The 15,810-nt window shown below is 43.1% G+C and carries 12 protein-coding genes; 3 read left to right on the top strand and 9 right to left on the bottom strand.

Annotation, left to right across the window (positions count from 1 at the left end; genetic code table 11):
- Nucleotides 1–553: 553 nt before the first annotated feature.
- From PQ469_RS02150 to upp, 6 genes are all read right to left on the bottom strand, one after another.
- Complete coding sequence (locus PQ469_RS02150) at nucleotides 554–1,150, bottom strand: hypothetical protein (RefSeq protein WP_274211517.1); 597 nt, start codon at nucleotides 1,148–1,150, stop codon at nucleotides 554–556.
- Nucleotides 1,147–3,291, bottom strand: coding sequence for a xanthine dehydrogenase family protein molybdopterin-binding subunit (locus PQ469_RS02145; RefSeq protein ID WP_274211516.1), 2,145 nt, complete (start codon nucleotides 3,289–3,291; stop codon nucleotides 1,147–1,149). Before PQ469_RS02145 ends, PQ469_RS02150 begins: the two co-directional genes overlap by 4 nt.
- Entirely contained in the window at nucleotides 3,288–3,764 is a 477-nt protein-coding gene (locus tag PQ469_RS02140; protein WP_274211515.1) for a (2Fe-2S)-binding protein, read from the bottom strand. Before PQ469_RS02140 ends, PQ469_RS02145 begins: the two co-directional genes overlap by 4 nt.
- Nucleotides 3,765–3,916: 152 nt before the next feature.
- Nucleotides 3,917–5,491 (bottom strand): Na+/H+ antiporter, encoded by a 1,575-nt coding sequence (locus PQ469_RS02135; RefSeq protein WP_274211514.1) that lies wholly within the window; start codon nucleotides 5,489–5,491, stop codon nucleotides 3,917–3,919.
- 144 nt (nucleotides 5,492–5,635) lie between these two features.
- On the bottom strand, nucleotides 5,636–6,205 hold the full coding sequence (locus PQ469_RS02130) for a hypothetical protein (RefSeq protein WP_274211513.1): 570 nt from the start codon (nucleotides 6,203–6,205) through the stop codon (nucleotides 5,636–5,638).
- Nucleotides 6,206–6,320: 115 nt separating this feature from the next.
- Nucleotides 6,321–6,965 (bottom strand): uracil phosphoribosyltransferase, encoded by a 645-nt coding sequence (gene upp, locus PQ469_RS02125; RefSeq protein ID WP_274211512.1) that lies wholly within the window; start codon nucleotides 6,963–6,965, stop codon nucleotides 6,321–6,323.
- Nucleotides 6,966–7,234: 269 nt separating this feature from the next.
- On the opposite strand from upp, the gene PQ469_RS02120 reads away from it, so the two are divergent.
- The 3 genes from PQ469_RS02120 to PQ469_RS02110 are packed head-to-tail and all read left to right on the top strand — an operon-like array spanning nucleotide 7,235 to nucleotide 13,238.
- Nucleotides 7,235–8,560 carry a glycoside hydrolase family 2 TIM barrel-domain containing protein gene (locus tag PQ469_RS02120; protein WP_274211511.1) on the top strand — a complete coding sequence of 442 codons (1,326 nt, stop codon included), beginning with the start codon at nucleotides 7,235–7,237 and terminating at the stop codon, nucleotides 8,558–8,560.
- Nucleotides 8,557–11,544 carry a glycosyltransferase family 2 protein gene (locus PQ469_RS02115; protein ID WP_274211510.1) on the top strand — a complete coding sequence of 996 codons (2,988 nt, stop codon included), beginning with the start codon at nucleotides 8,557–8,559 and terminating at the stop codon, nucleotides 11,542–11,544. Before PQ469_RS02120 ends, PQ469_RS02115 begins: the two co-directional genes overlap by 4 nt.
- Before the next feature lie 5 nt (nucleotides 11,545–11,549).
- Entirely contained in the window at nucleotides 11,550–13,238 is a 1,689-nt protein-coding gene (locus tag PQ469_RS02110; protein ID WP_274211509.1) for a glycoside hydrolase family 26 protein, read from the top strand.
- Between the two features lie 181 nt (nucleotides 13,239–13,419).
- Here the strand turns inward: PQ469_RS02110 and PQ469_RS02105 are convergent, their stop codons facing one another.
- The 3 genes from PQ469_RS02105 to PQ469_RS02095 all read right to left on the bottom strand — a co-directional run bounded on the left by PQ469_RS02105 (nucleotide 13,420) and on the right by PQ469_RS02095 (nucleotide 15,431).
- Nucleotides 13,420–13,809: a nuclear transport factor 2 family protein gene (locus PQ469_RS02105; RefSeq protein ID WP_274211508.1), complete on the bottom strand. Its 390-nt coding sequence runs from the start codon at nucleotides 13,807–13,809 to the stop codon at nucleotides 13,420–13,422.
- A 67-nt stretch (nucleotides 13,810–13,876) separates the two neighbouring features.
- The gene (locus PQ469_RS02100; RefSeq protein WP_274211507.1) at nucleotides 13,877–14,716 is read right to left on the bottom strand and encodes an MBL fold metallo-hydrolase; all 840 of its coding nucleotides are present in this window, start codon (nucleotides 14,714–14,716) and stop codon (nucleotides 13,877–13,879) included.
- 133 nt (nucleotides 14,717–14,849) lie between these two features.
- The gene (locus PQ469_RS02095) at nucleotides 14,850–15,431 is read right to left on the bottom strand and encodes a Crp/Fnr family transcriptional regulator (RefSeq protein ID WP_274211506.1); all 582 of its coding nucleotides are present in this window, start codon (nucleotides 15,429–15,431) and stop codon (nucleotides 14,850–14,852) included.
- Nucleotides 15,432–15,810 lie beyond the last annotated feature (379 nt).

Below are 15,810 nucleotides of genomic sequence, written 5' to 3'. Positions count from 1 at the left end.
CGTTTAATATTTATCACCAACCCCAATAGCCCAAAAGATTATTTTAAGATTGTTTGGTTTCTGTTTATACGTTTTTCATGCCAAATAGTTTCATATAACATTAAACGCATGCCTTTATTTAACTTGCTAATTATTTAATTTACAAGCAGTTTAAACATAGTCGCGCTAAATTTCGGCAAAAGAAATTGCAAGGCGATATATTTAGTACTGCAAAAGCAATCATATCCCTATTTAACTGCTAAAAAACCATGATAACTATGGTTGATACCCAAGGCAGTTCCCCTAATGCTATTAAGCCCGGCAAAACAGGTGTACACATAATATCAGATAATGCGCGGCACCGGGGATATGGCTTCACGCTTATAAATTAGACATTGTAACCCTGGTATTTAATTGTGCCTAATTATTTAACCAAAACTACGGCCGGTTTCTGGTGCTATTATCTAATTCAGAAAAAGACGATTAAATTTGGCAATGAGGGTTATTGCTGCTTAATGATATTGCCCATGCTGATGATTGCATCAACACAGGCAATTGTTAAATTAAATATAAGTTATTTAGCAGGAGCGTAAGCGCCTGTTGTAAGCCATGTTATCCACGCTTTTTTGAATGCAGCATGGCTCATAGGCGGCAACGTACGGCCCTCGCCGGGGTTCCAGCCAGATAGTACTAAGCCATCATCAGCATGGGCAATCAGTTTTTTCAGGTCTTTATGGCCGTTTTGCCTGGGGTTTATAAGTTGTTTAGCCAGTTGGCGCGGCGTTCTGCCCTGGAAAACCATTTTCATATCTGCCGGTGGTAAATGCCAGTTGGGATTGCCCGGCGGCGTATGCAGCCCGGGTGTATTGGTTGACTGATGACAATTAGAACATTTCATGGCATAAACGCCCTTACCATCAACTCCCCTTTGGGGCGACATGGTGTGCAGATGATTATCATCGCCCTGTAGCGGAATGTTTCCCGAGGGATGGCAATTCATGCAGCGAGCGCTCGTTAATACGGCATATACCTGCTTAAAGGCTTTAACAGAGGCAACGCTATCTTTGATAACCACCGGCTTGCTGACCAGTTTAGCATCATCGGCCTTAAAGGATAATACTATTGAGCCTGCGATAAATAAAGTAATGCTGATGAAAATTAGTTTTTTCATGCCTGGGTTAATTTATGGTTCATGATAGGCAAATTATATATCCGTTTACCAGTAGCAGCAAAAATAGCGTTGACAATAGCAGGCGCCGTTGGCGGCACTGCGCACTCGCCGGCACCTCCCATTTTCTCGTTGCTATCGGCAATAAACACGTTAATTTCCGGCGACTCGTTCATCCGGGCAATGCGGTAATCATAAAAATTACTTTGCTGTACTTTGCCGTTTTCCAGCGTTATTTCGCCATATAAGGCCATGGTGAGGCCAAAGATGATACCACTCTCCATCTGCGCTTTCACCCCATCGGGGTTAACGGCCAAACCACAATCTATAGCGCAATCAATTTTATGCACACGCACCTGGCCATTATTAATACTAACCTCGGCAATAATGGCTACATAGCTGCCAAAAGCTTCGTGTACCGCAACGCCTTTATGCCGTCCCTGGGGTGCCGGTTTTTCCCAACCGCCTTTATCGGCAACCAAATTGAGCGCCGCCAGGTGGCGTGGATGATCTTTAAGCAGCGCCCGGCGGTAATCTACCGCGTCGCGGCCGGCAGCATGTGCCAGTTCGTCAAGCATGGCTTCCATTACGTAGCCGGTGTGGGTATTTCCTACAGAACGGAACCACAGGATAGGCACTACCTCTTTGGTGGTATGCAGCCCTATAAAATGGTCAGGTACTTTAGTAAGATAAGGTGAACCTTTTACGCCCTCTACAGAGGTATCATCAACAGCCGGAGGGGGGCCAAACATTGGAGCACCTGCCATAATAGATTGCCCCGCTATATTATGCCTCCAGGCTATAGGCAGCCCCTGCTCATTCAATCCCACCGAAACATCGTGCACACAAGCCCCGCGGTAATAGCCGCCTTTCATATCATCTTCACGTGTCCACACCATTTTTACCGGCTTACCGCTGGCTTTGGCAATATGAACAGCTTCAGAAACAAAGTCGGAAGTTGGCGTAGCCCGGCGGCCAAAGCCGCCACCCAGGAAAGCAACATTCATTGTTACCTGTTCGGGCTTCATGCCCAGTATTTTGGCCGCTGCTAACTGGTCAACGCCCGGTAACTGCGTGCCGGTCCATATTTCGCAGCTATCTTTTTGCAGGTTTACGGTGCAATTCATGGGTTCCATAGGAGCATGCGCCAGGTACGGAAACACGTATTGTGCCGAAATTACTTTATTTGCTTTGATTAAGCCAGCCGCGGCATCTCCTTTTTGTTGGGCCACCAACCCGTTGGTAGCTGCCAGCTTTTTGTATGCTTCTGTTTGTTTGGTTGTAAATAAATCTGCACCGGCTCCATTATCCCAGTTTACCTGCAAGGCTTTGCGCCCCTGCTGCGCCGCCCAAAAATGATTGGCAATTACGGCAACGCCTGTTGGAATTTGTACTACCTGTACTACGCCGGGTATCGCCATCGCTTTGCCGGCATCAAACGATTTCACTTTACCGCCAAAAACCGGCGCGTGCGCCACAACCGCGGTTAATAAGCCCGGGAACTGGATATCAAGGCCAAATTTGGCTTCACCATTGGTTTTTACAATAGCATCCATACGGCCGGCGCCTTTGCCTATGTATTTCCAGTCTTTTTTGGGCCGTAAGGGTACCTGCTGGGGTACCTGCAAAAGTGCAGCTTCTGCCGCCAGTTCGCCGTAGGTGTATTTTTTGCCGGCAGCAATAACATGTCCATTCTCGGTTTTACAGTTTTCAACCGCAACGCCAGATCGTTTGGCAGCCGCTTGTGTTAACAACATCCGGGCGGTTGCGCCTGCATTACGGTACCTGTCAAACTCCGACCAGGTAGAGCTGGAGCCACCGGTTATCTGGATACCATATACCGTATGATTATATGCCTTGCCAACACCACTGTGTTTTACAGTTACCTGACCCAGGTCTACATCCAGTTCGTCGGCCAGTAACATTGGCAGCGTTGTCCATATACCCTGGCCCATTTCCACATGGCTTAGGTATACGGTTATGGTGTTATCGGTTGCAATATTTAAAAAAGCATTGGGTGCAAAACCCGCGTCGGCCGTTGTTTTGACCATCGCTGCCAGCTTATTGGCTTGTGGAATGGTAAAAGAAATAAGCAATCCTCCGCCCAGAATAGTACCCGATTGTAAAAATGCGCGACGGTTCATGATTTTACTCCTTCCCGCTGCATTTGAGCAGCTTTATGTATGGCGGCCCTAATACGCGGATAGGTACCACAGCGGCAGATATTGCCCGACATAGCGTCGTCGATGTCCTGATCGGTCGGATTACCATTTTCTCTCAGCAATACCGCTGCCGACATTAATTGCCCCGATTGGCAGTAGCCGCATTGCGGTACATCCAGTTGGGCCCATGCTATTTGCAAAGGGTGGTCGTTGCCCTTCGAAAGTCCCTCGATGGTGGTTATCTGCTGGCCTGCCGCACGGCTCACTTTGGTTACACAGGAACGTACGGCTTCACCATTCAGGTGAACAGTACACGCGCCGCATTGTGCTACGCCACAGCCAAATTTGGTACCGGTGAGCCCTAACAGATCACGAATGACCCAGAGCAGGGGCATGTTAGGATCGGCATTCACCTGTTGCTGCTTTCCGTTAATAGTAATAGTTAAACTATCCATAATCGGTTAATTTGGAAGTAAGTTGAAATATACTATAAAGCTAAGCAATTGAACACGTTAGGGGTTACAATATTCAAACCAAAAGTTACAATATTCAAACAATCGCCCATGAATGGGCTAAGCGGGGATTATGTTATGATAGAAAAACCGACCTAAATAAATTGCAGTTTTTCTTCTTCCAGGTCAAGGTACAAGAGGTGCCGCCGGATAATCTCTTCGTCAATATTCACATCTTCCTTGTTCTTGTTTATCAGCCATTTCCTTTGCAGGTCCAGCACATCGCGGTAAACGGATTTAGATTCTTCGGTCATCAATAAACCATCGGCTAATTGATCGTTATTTTGCCACTTAAGCGCCATTTGCTGAAGCATTGGCTGCCTGCTCACTTGCTCGCAGCAGTTTGAATTTAAATATAGCAGCGCATGCTGGTTTAATTGTTTCCTGATATCGTTATAAACTTCCTCATCGGGCGCCACTTCATCGGGATCGGTTAAATTTAGTTTCCTGATCAGGTAAGGCAACGTTAGACCCTGCAGCAATAAGGTGGTTAAGATGACTACAAATGTGATGAACAAAATAAGGTTCCGCTGCGGAAAAGCCGATCCGTTGGCCATGTAAACCGGTATTGATAAAGCGGATGCCAATGACACTACGCCACGCATACCCGACCAGCCAATCAAAAAAGGAAGCTTAAAGCCAGGATTTCTACTATCGGCAACAGTTATAAAATTCCGGGCTACCAGGGTAACCAGCACTGCGGAAAAGGCTGATAAAATGCGCCCGGCAATTAAAACCCCGGTTACCAATAAACCGTAACCAATAGCTGTAGCAATAGACACACTTTCGAGCCCGGCCGTAATTTGGGGCAGATCGAGCCCTATGATCATAAACACCAAACCGTTGAGCACAAAGCTAAGGCTGTCCCAAACGTTTAAACCACCCAGCCTTGAACTGCTGCTCAGGTAACGTAGCCGGTAGTTGGATAGCAGCAGGCCGCCACTCACCACAGCCAGCACGCCCGAACTATGCACGGCCTCGGCAGCTATATACATGATATACGGCGTTAACAGCGATAATGCAATATCTGTATTGGTATCTGTTGGCAGGTATTTATGCGTTTTCATAAATGCGTAGCCAACAATAAGGCCGATGCCTATACCGCCCGCCAGCATCCACACAAAGCTTAAAGCAGCCTGGTGCCAAACAAAACTGCCTGTTGCTACAGCTATCAGCGCAAAGCGGAAAATAATGAGCGAGGACGCATCATTTAATAGGCTTTCGCCCTCCAAAACATAAGATAGCCGTTTGGGTACTTTTACAAATTTTAAAATAGCGCCTACGCTTACCGCGTCCGGCGGCGACACTATTGCGCCCAATAAAAAACCCAGGGCCAGCGTAAAGCCGGGAATAAAATGATTAACAACCAATGCAACCGCCAACGCTGTAAAAAACACAACCAGGAAGGCAAAACTTCCGATAATCCGTCGCCAGTGCCAAAGCTCTTTCCATGAAATATGCCATGCCGCGTCATATAACAGCGGAGGTAAAAACAAAATAAAGATCAGTTCCGATTCGATATGCAATGTAGGCAGGCCCGGGATAAAACTAATCCCCAATCCGGCTAATACCAGCAAAACAGGATAGGCAACTTTTATTTTCCTGCTCAGCATGATTAGTAATAATATCACAATAACCAGGCATAAATAAAACGGAAAATCGTCCAGCATTTGTACAATATTTAAACTACAGACTAATTTATAAAAAATGCGGATGTATTTTATGGAGATTGAAAAAATCCGGCTACCGGGCCTGGAATTGGAATAAATACATATTATTGTCAGACCTGTAATTTGTTGCTCCTTTTCTGGCCATTAAACACTATTAAGATATCTGGCCTTAATAAACGTTGTGCAATCATTTTTAAATTCGTCACAGTGATCTATCAATATGGCGGCACCACCAGAATTTACCATCGCTTTAACAATTCCATAAATATCCTGCCCTCCCTTAGGGCCAATGCCTGCCAAATCAAAAACAATATTATTTGTCCACGATAATGTAGTATAAAGCGAAATGAGCCTTCTTAAAGTATTGTCTACCGTTTTTAGCTTAGTTTGCTGAGTAAGCCCTTCTGTTTTATAGATATTTTGATAAGCTGGATTGGCCCTATTAGCATTCTTATTGTGAAGGCTATCAATTGTAGTAGGAAAGAAGCGGTATCGAAAATAAGACTCCTTAAAATCTGCAACAAATTTCAGCGGCGAAACAATTTCAATACTATCATTGACAACCTTACCAGTAAGCACTTCCACTATTTGCTGCTTAAGAGGATAAAAAAGGGCTCCCTCCGGAATCTGAATAATTACGATTTCGCCTTTTGTCAAAGAAAATGACGGCACTAAAAGATTATTTATTATTTGCTCAGAAAAATGCAGTATCATCAAAAGCCGGATTAATTGCCTGTTTTATAAACCTTTTTAATCCGCAATTAGTATCTGCAAACTATTCCAAAATCCGTTAAATCCGACATCGAAAATTCCAGTTCCGAAATCCCTTCTACACCTTCTCGCCAAATGCCAAATCGCCCGCATCGCCAAGGCCGGGCACAATATAGGCTTTACTGGTCATTTCCTCGTCAATAGCACACACCCATAGTTTGGCTTTAGGCAGGTTGGCGCGTACATGAGCTATGCCTACGGTGCTGGCAATTACGGCGGCTATGTGCAGCTCTTTAATGTTATATTGTGCCATCAGCTCCTTGCAAACAGATACCAGGCTTTGGCCGGTAGCCAGCATGGTATCGCACAGGATCAGGATTTTGTCGTCAAGGTTCGGGGTCGAGATATGGTCTACCTGGATCAGGAACGAGCCTCCCCTTTTTACCTTGCGGTAAGCGGTTATAAATGCCGACTCGGATTGGTCAAAGTAATGCATAAAACCTTGATGAAATGGCAGCCCGGCCCTCAGGATGGTACCCAACACAGGCTGGTCGGCAGGGGTATTGACGTTGGCTATGCCTAAGGGTGTTTGTATCTCTTTAGTTTCATAGTGCAGGGTTTTGCTGATTTCATAAGCTAAAATTTGGCCCAGTTTTTCCTGGTTACGCCTAAAGCGGGCTTTGTCCTGCTGTATTTCGGCATCGCGCAATTCGGCCAAAAACTGGTTGGCAATAGTGTTGGTTTTATTGAGGACGAAAATCATGTTTAAAATTAAGCTATTTTAGATGAAAACCGGGCGATTTATTTCGGAATAACCACTTAGGGGTGCCTTGTTTAAATCAAAAATTGGTTGTTGTATTAAACCAGCAATTATTTAGTTTTTTATAACAATTAGCCCGGCAAAACCCAATCACAACATAAAACGTTTAAATTCCGTAAAAAGCCGTATGTTTAGTTTCAAGAATGTAGCGTCTAAAATCAACCTTAAACACTAACCAAAACTCCATTTGTGAGCGAATTGGCCTAAAATTTATGATATTTTACTCTTTCAGATTAGTCGTCATTCATTTAATTTTATTATCCTGCTTTTTTTCCTTTGGCTGTAATAAAGCGCAACCTGCTGATAACGCCGGCAAAACAGTTTACATTAAAAATGAAAACGGCAAGTATACTTTATACCGCCAAGGCCAGTCTTTTTTGGTAAAAGGTGCGGCTGGCTATACCAATCTTAAACGTTTAAAAGAAGCAGGCGGCAATACCATAAGGGTTTGGGATACTGTGAACCTGGCTAATATTTTAGACTCAGCACAGGCAAACAATTTAGCGGTAATAGTGGGCTTGCCCATGCCGCCAAGCCTAAGGATGGATGAGTTTTACAATACCCCGCAGGCTGCCGTTTTTACGAAAGAAATTACCGCTGTAATTAATAAATATAAAAACCACCCTGCCCTTTTATGCTGGTGCCTGGGTAACGAGCTCACATTCCCCTTCAGGCCCCGGTTTAACCGGTTTTATACTGTTTTTAACAACCTGGTTGATATCATTCACCAGAACGACCCGCAGCACCCGGTTACTACAACGGTTATGACCTTTCAAAAAGAAAACATTTTCAATATAAGGTATCGTACCAATATCGATTTTATCTCTTTCAATATTTTTGGCTCGATACAAACCTTAAAGCAGGATCTGCAGGATTTTAAATGGCTTTGGAGCGGGCCGTTTTTAATAGCCGAATGGTCTATCGAAGGGCCCTGGGTAGCAGCCAAGCAAAATGCATGGGGCGCCTATGTAGAAGATGCCAGCACAAAAAAAGCCGAGCAATATTTAGCCACCTACCGTAACTATATGCCGGTGAATGATCCAAGGTTTTTAGGTTCGATGGTCTTTTATTGGGGGCAAAAGCAGGAACTTACACCAACCTGGTTCAGCCTTTTTGATGATCATGGAGGCCAAACCGAAATAGTAAACACCATGCAATATTTATGGACAGGAAAAAAGCCGCCCGTCAAGGCGCCTGATATAAAATACATGCTGGTGGAGAATAAAGGCGGGCGCGATAACATTTTGCTTAGCCCTAAAACCACTTCTTTTGCAATTGCCTATATGAATGAACCCGGTACAGCCAAACTTACCTATAAGTGGCAGCTGTTTGCCGAGGATTGGTTTAAGCCAAATGGTATTTTTAACGATAAGCCGTTAAAGGATATCAAAAACGCAGTTACCGAAAATAATGGGCCTATAATGAAATTTAAAGTACCGGAAACCGAAGGCCCATACCGCTTATACGTGTATGTATATAACAATAACGGCTATTTCGCCACTGCTAATGTCCCTTTTTACGTGCTGTATAATCCATGAATAATAGTAATATAAAACCACCTTCAAAAAAGCAACTGCTTAATTTAAGGCTGATGATTGTGATAGGGCTGGCCTGCATGTTTTTTTTCATGTATAGCTTACTTCACGAATCGGTTATTGGTTATAAGCCCCTTTACTGGTTGCTTATTGTAACCTTTGTTTATACCTTTTTTAAAGTAATTTATGAGTGGTACCACTATTGGTCTATCAGCGTACCGGCTACGCCGCCGGTTACCAAACAATACACGGTGGATATTTTTACAACATTTTGCGCGGGTGAACCTTACGAAATGATTTTAGAAACCCTTACTGCTATACAAAATATAACCTATCCCCATGAAACCTATTTATGCGATGAAGCCAACGACCCGTATCTGAAAGAGGTTTGCGAGCAACTGGGGGTGCACCATGTTACCCGAGTAAAAAAAACAAATGCCAAAGCGGGCAATATTAACAATGCTTTGGCGCAATCGTCCGGAGAATTGTGCCTGGTACTTGACCCTGACCATGTGCCTTTTCCTGAATTTCTTGATCCTATTGTATCACATTTCGATAATCCCGAAATAGGGTACGTACAGGTAGTGCAGGCATATTATAACCAACATATTGGCTGGATAGCAAAGGGCGCTGCACAGCAAACCTACCATTTTTACGGCCCCATGATGATGTGTATGAACAGCTATGGTACTGCACAGGCTATCGGAGCCAACTGTACCTTCAGGCGTACCGCGCTGGAGTCAATTGGCGGGCACGCCGCGGGGCTGGCCGAGGATATGCATACCGCTATGCAGCTACACGCCAAACAATGGAAATCTGTTTACGTGCCGCAGGTACTGGCCCGCGGCCTGGTGCCTGCTACATTATCGGCCTATTACAAGCAGCAAATAAAATGGTCGCGCGGGGTGTTCGAGCTTTTGGTTACTTCCTACGTTAAGCTGTTTACGAAGTTTACCTGGCGGCAAAAAATTCATTACGGGTTGTTGCCACTTTTTTATTTATCAGGCTTTATTTTCCTGATCAATTTTTTAATCCCGGTATTGTCGCTGTTTATGAATGTCTATCCGTTAAAAATTGATTTTTCGGATTTTTTGGTTATCAGCGTCCCGTTTATTACTTCGGTTGTTTTAATACGGCACTTTGTACAGGAGTGGGTAATGGAGGATAACGAAAGGGGATTTCATGCAGTTGGCGGACTTTTACTTATTGGAACCTGGTGGATTTTTATATTGGGTTTTGTTTATACCATTATTCGTAAAAATGTGCCGTATATTCCTACTCCAAAGGATGTAAAAGATGAGAAAAATCTAAAAAACAACCTGCCCAACATCGTGGTGCTGGTGGTTTCATTGGCTGCTATCGTTTACGGGCTTTATACCGACTGGAGCCCTTTTACCTTTTTCATGTCGGCGATTGCTTTGCTTAATTGCATGTTTATGGTATTTATGCTTATTGCCAGTTCTGAGCTCAAGCTACAAATGTATTTGGGCAATCATAGCACCATGTTCAATATAGCAAGTAACCTAAAAACAGGCAAAAAATATTTTTGGTTACTAAGAAGGAAAGTTTACACCGGGGTAAGAAAAGTTAGCCTGATACTTACAGTACTTGTTATTTGCATAAGCGTTTATGTTTCAAACGAGAATGCAGACAATGCGGCGGATAATGGCGGTGCCGGCTACGGAGGACTGCACAACGGCGAAAACTCCATTATAAAAAATAGCACCACTGATACTGCGGGCCTATGGCAAATTGTTGATCAAAACAAATTATATGCGCCGGTAACGAGGCCTGCACTGTTACCTGCTGATAGCGCTAAAACTGAAAAAAATAAGCTTGCTGAAGTTAAAAACTTGTTGTTAAACCCGCATTTTTTCACAGACGTTAAGGGTGTTATTTATACTAAAGGATACTATTGGTATAAAAACATATCGCCACTCACAAAAAAAATAATCGTCGATGATTTTGAAGAAATACATAAGGCCGGCATAAACACTGTAAAGATATACGGGCCTAATATTTACGATCGCTCTACTTTTGATGCTGCCGCGCAACAGGGGCTTAAAATTCATTACGGCTTTTGGATACCCGACGCCCAGAACTTTATTGACGATACCAATAATTTAAATGACATAGCCAGGCTTATTTTAAAAACGGTAACCAAAAATAAAGATAACGCCAGCATTACCGCCTGGAATTTGAGCAATAGCAGCTATCAGCAATTAAACCGGTTTTACCGCGCACCCCAATTATATTATGCGCAATACCACTATATTAAGTGGTTAAAGCAATTGGTTACCAACATAAAGCTTGCCGATCCGGCCAGGCCTGTAACTTTTGACGTGTTATCGGTACCGGCATTGGCCGCAACTGTAAATTTACTGCACGCGCAAATACCGGCTATAGATGCCTTTGGACTTATTATAGACGATAAGAGATCGTTAAAATACGTTACCGCCGGTATTGGCGCCCCATACTTTATCAGCAATGCCAATCCAAAAAGTTTAAAAGATGTTATATGGCCGCGGGGAGGCATTTTTTATGCCAGCTGGCAGGATCAGCAAAGTGGCTCAATTACCACTTTTGATGGCTTAAAAGATGTATGGGGCCGTAATAAACCCTATGTTCATCAAATAAGTACAACCTGGCATGGTACCGAACCTGTTAATAATTTGCCGCCTGTAAGGATTTTGAAACCTGCTTTAACAACCAATGCCGGCGCATCATTGCCTTACAGCGCATTGATATACGCTTATAATAAATGGAATATTGCTGCCTATTTAAAAACCGACCTGCGTTTTGAATGGTACCTGGTTAAAATTGATGCACTTGGTACCGCCACAAACATGAATAAGGTTGGCGAAGGCGCCATTGTGTATGTTAATATACCGCCAAACAGCAACAGTTACCGTTTATACATGATAGCGGTAAGCGGCAATAATGTTAATGACGATTATGTTACGTTAAATACGCCACTTAAAAATTAACAACCTTGAAAAGTACCCGTTCAAAACGTTATTTATTTATTGGTTTGGGCATTGTATTGCTTGTTGTGGCCCTTTGGCTGCTTAACCCCTGGTACCGGTCGTATTATCTTAATATTTATTACCCGGCAGACGATCGTTTGGTTGCCGTTTTCAACGCTAACAACGCAGGCAGCGATTCACAACCGGCTAACGTAGCATCATATAAGGCTGTTTGGCGAAATACCGCGCAGTGGACAGACAAAGGCGACATTGACAAGGAACTGGCAAAGCACGATGTAATGTTAACTGTAGAAACCTGGCTATCAGGCGTAAACTATAATACCAACGTTTTAACAGAACTTAAAAAAGGGAAATTTGATAGCCAGATAATTAAATTAGCCTCTATAATTTCAAGGGCACCGCACCAGGCATACATCCGCTGGAATCCCGATATGGAAGTACCTACCAATTTTTATCCCTGGCAATACCAATCACCCGCATCATACATTACCTCGTTTAATTACTTCGCAAAAAAGCTAAAGCAATACGCACCCAAAGCTAAGGTGGTGTGGGCCCCATCCGGATACCCCGGTGATACTGAATACTGGCCCGGAAATAAATACGTTGATTATGTAAGCATCACCCTTGGTAGCCCATCCGAATACAGCGTTAATTATTATCCGCTTGCCAAAACGCCACAGGAAATGATAAGGCAAAAGCTGCACCGCCTTCGGTTTATTAATAAGCCCGTATTAATGGTGGATGCGTGGAATATTACAAAGGGGGCTTTTCAGCCGTCATGGCTGGCCGAAGAGAAGGCATACATTAACAAATACCGCCAAACGGTATACTCCGATAGTAATTATACCGATAGCTGCAAAGCCAAACCGATCAGAAAAGTGCTGCAGGTTGGTGTGTTTGACCCGAATAAACGATTGCTTAATCAAAAAGCTATTAGTGTAGAGCATTTATTTACCGATTTGGGCGAAGTAGAACGTGGCGATTTTGGAAAGAAATTTTTGGAGGTTACCGGCAGGCACCATGACGTTATTGTTACTATGGAGCCCTGGAAAGATGCTGCCCACAAAGCCGATACCCTTACATTGGAGAGGATATTGAACGGCACATTTGACCAGCAGATTAAAAAATTATTCGGCATTATTTCGGCAACCAGGCAAACAGTGTATTTGCGGTGGATGCACGAAATGGAGATTCCGATTCACCGTTATGCATGGCAAAGTCAGGACCCGGTTACCTACATTGCCGCCTACCGCTATTTTATGCAGTTTAACGGCGGCCCAGGCAAAAATGTAAAAAAAGTTTGGGGCCCCGCGGGCGACAGAGGTTCGGCTGATTTTTGGCCCGGCAGCGATGTGGTTGATTATATAAGCATTGCCATTTATGGCCTACCCGATAAAAACATAACCGATCCGGATAAGCAGGAAGCATTCAGCACGATATTCAACCGCAAATATTTCAGGATGAGATTTTTGGATAAACCCTTATTTATAACCGAGTTTGGCGTTAAAGGCCCGGAAAGTTTTCAGGACCAGTGGCTTGCCAATGCCGCCAAAACAATAAATGCCAACCCGCATATTTTTGGTGTATGCTACTTTAACTTATATGATAACCCTAAAGCATGGGGCAGCATTAAAGCGCCTGACTGGAGTATGACACCCAAATCGATGGCTAAATTCTGTAGCCAGTTGAAATAGTAATGTGAATCGGATATCTATGTAAGCCGCCAGGTTTAGGCTATGATCAAAGTAATTGGCTGGTGATACCATGGTGTACTCTGCCAAAATAACTGTTGTAGCCGGATATTTTACGGAGGCTTTTCGGCCGCCTTAGGTGTAAGTTACCTGAGAGTTGGAATAACCGTGAATGGTTAGTTTGTTACCTCATGGCATTATTTACAGGCTGGCTGTCTACAAATTGTTCAAAACCGGTAATTTTCCCGTCTTTTAATTTCCAAACATGGGCTACCCTTGCTTCAAAGTATTTTCCGGTAGTTTTGTACGTGCCGGTATAAGTGCCGTAGGCAACAACCTTATCCTCGCTGGCCACGTAGTCTTCGGGCGTAAACTTATAATCCACCCATTCGCTTCCTAAACGGCTGAAAACGTTTTTTTCAACATTTGCCAAACCAATATAAGTTCCGGCATAGGGAAAGCCTTTGGCTTCTGTCCAGGCAAGGTTTTCTGCTACGTGTATAGCTAAATTTTTTCCATTCTCTTTTGAAGTTTTGCCTTCATAAGTGCTTTTTATAATTTCCAGATTGGTCATTTTATGTTTGCTTAAAAACAGCCTGGCGATGCTTTTGGCACCGCCAGGCTAAATGTGAATACTGATTTTACCATTTCATTTCGCCGGTGTTTACTTTCGCGCCTATTTGCAAGGCAATGTCGAAAGTAAGGGCAGGATATTTGGCTTTTAAAGCGGCAATTAATGTTTCGGAAGTTTTGTTGGTTTTTAAAGCTTCTTCATACACCTGGATATAGCTTTTGGTGTGCTGCACAGCGCTCAGGTCAAACGCACTTTCAGATTTAGCGTGGGCCGGAACTACAATAACCGGCTGTAGCGCTTCAATTTTATCTAAAACATTTATCCATTGTTTACGGGCATCGGCTGTTTGCGCATCGGCCATCCAAAGATGGAAAGTTGTTCCAAATACGTTGATGCCCCCCACAACCGCTTTGGCCGACGGGATCCAGACAAAGGTTTTGGAAGGAAATTCTTCCAGTCCGATAATTTCTAATTTCTCACCTTCCAGTTCGATGCTGTTGCCTTTTAATACCTGTGGCAAAACAACGTTGGATGTAATGCCTTTGCCCAGCCGCTCGCCCCACACTTCTAATTTTTTTTGTGCTGTAGCTTTAATATGCTCAACCGTTGCAGCCGCTGCATAAACGGTAACTTCGGGAAAATACTTTTTGAATACTTCCAGGCCAAAGTAAAAATCAGGATCGCCATTGGAAACATAAATAGTTGTTAGTTTTTTACCTGATTTTTTGATTTCGCCGGCTACTTTTTCGGCATCTTCCAATGTAAATTGCGCATCAATCAAAACAGCGTCTGTTTTTCCTGATACGATGACTGATGCTACCCCAAAACTGTTTTCTGATGCATTATATACCTCGAATTTAAAACTGCCTGTTTCAATAGTTTTGAAACCTTGTGCTTGTACGTCCATTTTGAATGAAATTAAGATTGTTAAGAATATTACAGAAAGAATGTGTTTCATTTTATCGTTTTTAATAATGCTGTAAAGATGCTATCATCCACAGCTCAAAAACATTGAACAAGTTCAATAAATGAAATACGGCTTATTTCTTACCGGCAATTTTCCGTCTTATTTTACTCAAAAATTCGTGGCTGATGCCCAGGTAGGCAGCTATTTGCAGGTTAGAAAGGCGCTGGTACAGGCCCGGATATTTTTCGATAAAGTCAAGATAAAGCTGGTCGGCGGTTTTACCCAGGTTGTCAATCATTCTGCGTTGTAAGGCAACATGTGTTTTTTGGGTCATCACCCTGAACAGCTTCTCTATTTTAGGCAAATTTATGTAGGCAAATTCCTTATCCTTTTTAGAAATTAAAAGCACTTCACTATCCTCCAGCGCCTCAATATAAAGTTGAGATGGTAAACCATTGGTGAAGCTATCAATATCTGTTATCCACCAATCTTCCATTGCAAAATATAGTATTTGTTCGAAGCCATTTTTATCAATATGATAAACGCGAAAAAGCCCTTTCACAACAAAGCCTTCAAATTTGCAAACTTCGCCCCCACGTAATAAAAAGCTTTTCTTTTTGATGGTTTTATGTTGAAACAAATCACAGAACGACTCCATTTCGGCATCCGAAAACGAGATGTGTGTGTTTATATTTTTCTTTAGAAGGGTTGTCATCACATGTTGGCTTAATATTCCTTAAAGTCATGTTAAACAGCAAACTACTGTTTAAATTAACCCGCAGATAAAAATGTGCGGTTAAAGATAAAGCTATCTTACTTACTTTATTGAACCAAATCTGTGCGAAGGCCTGCTATTTTAAGCTAAGATAAGCCAGTAACAGGTTATATTGCCTGATCTTTTTCATTGGAAGCAATAAATAAATATTAATATTTATTGTGCGGCAATTCAAACAATGTCCATACCTGGTTAATAAATTATTACATACAAAATTAACATGCCTACACCTCCTGCCGGGGACGCTGGAATTATCACATTAAACATGATTGATTAAACAAAAGGCTGTGACACTGGCAGTACAATAAAAACACCACAG

The sequence above is a fragment of the Mucilaginibacter sp. KACC 22773 genome (genome assembly GCF_028736215.1).
Classification (GTDB): Bacteria; Bacteroidota; Bacteroidia; order Sphingobacteriales; family Sphingobacteriaceae; genus Mucilaginibacter.
The sequence above is the reverse complement of the archived record's forward strand: the minus strand, read 5'-3'. Positions and strand labels throughout refer to the sequence as shown.

Coding starts and splice junctions, on each gene's coding strand:
- PQ469_RS02150 (WP_274211517.1), bottom strand. CDS start 1,150: ATGAAAAAACTAATTTTCATCAGCATTACTTTATTTATCGCAGGCTCA.
- PQ469_RS02145 (WP_274211516.1), bottom strand. CDS start 3,291: ATGAACCGTCGCGCATTTTTACAATCGGGTACTATTCTGGGCGGAGGA.
- PQ469_RS02140 (WP_274211515.1), bottom strand. CDS start 3,764: ATGGATAGTTTAACTATTACTATTAACGGAAAGCAGCAACAGGTGAAT.
- PQ469_RS02135 (WP_274211514.1), bottom strand. CDS start 5,491: ATGCTGGACGATTTTCCGTTTTATTTATGCCTGGTTATTGTGATATTA.
- PQ469_RS02130 (WP_274211513.1), bottom strand. CDS start 6,205: ATGATACTGCATTTTTCTGAGCAAATAATAAATAATCTTTTAGTGCCG.
- upp (WP_274211512.1), bottom strand. CDS start 6,965: ATGATTTTCGTCCTCAATAAAACCAACACTATTGCCAACCAGTTTTTG.
- PQ469_RS02120 (WP_274211511.1), top strand. CDS start 7,235: ATGATATTTTACTCTTTCAGATTAGTCGTCATTCATTTAATTTTATTA.
- PQ469_RS02115 (WP_274211510.1), top strand. CDS start 8,557: ATGAATAATAGTAATATAAAACCACCTTCAAAAAAGCAACTGCTTAAT.
- PQ469_RS02105 (WP_274211508.1), bottom strand. CDS start 13,809: ATGACCAATCTGGAAATTATAAAAAGCACTTATGAAGGCAAAACTTCA.
- PQ469_RS02100 (WP_274211507.1), bottom strand. CDS start 14,716: ATGGACGTACAAGCACAAGGTTTCAAAACTATTGAAACAGGCAGTTTT.
- PQ469_RS02095 (WP_274211506.1), bottom strand. CDS start 15,431: ATGACAACCCTTCTAAAGAAAAATATAAACACACACATCTCGTTTTCG.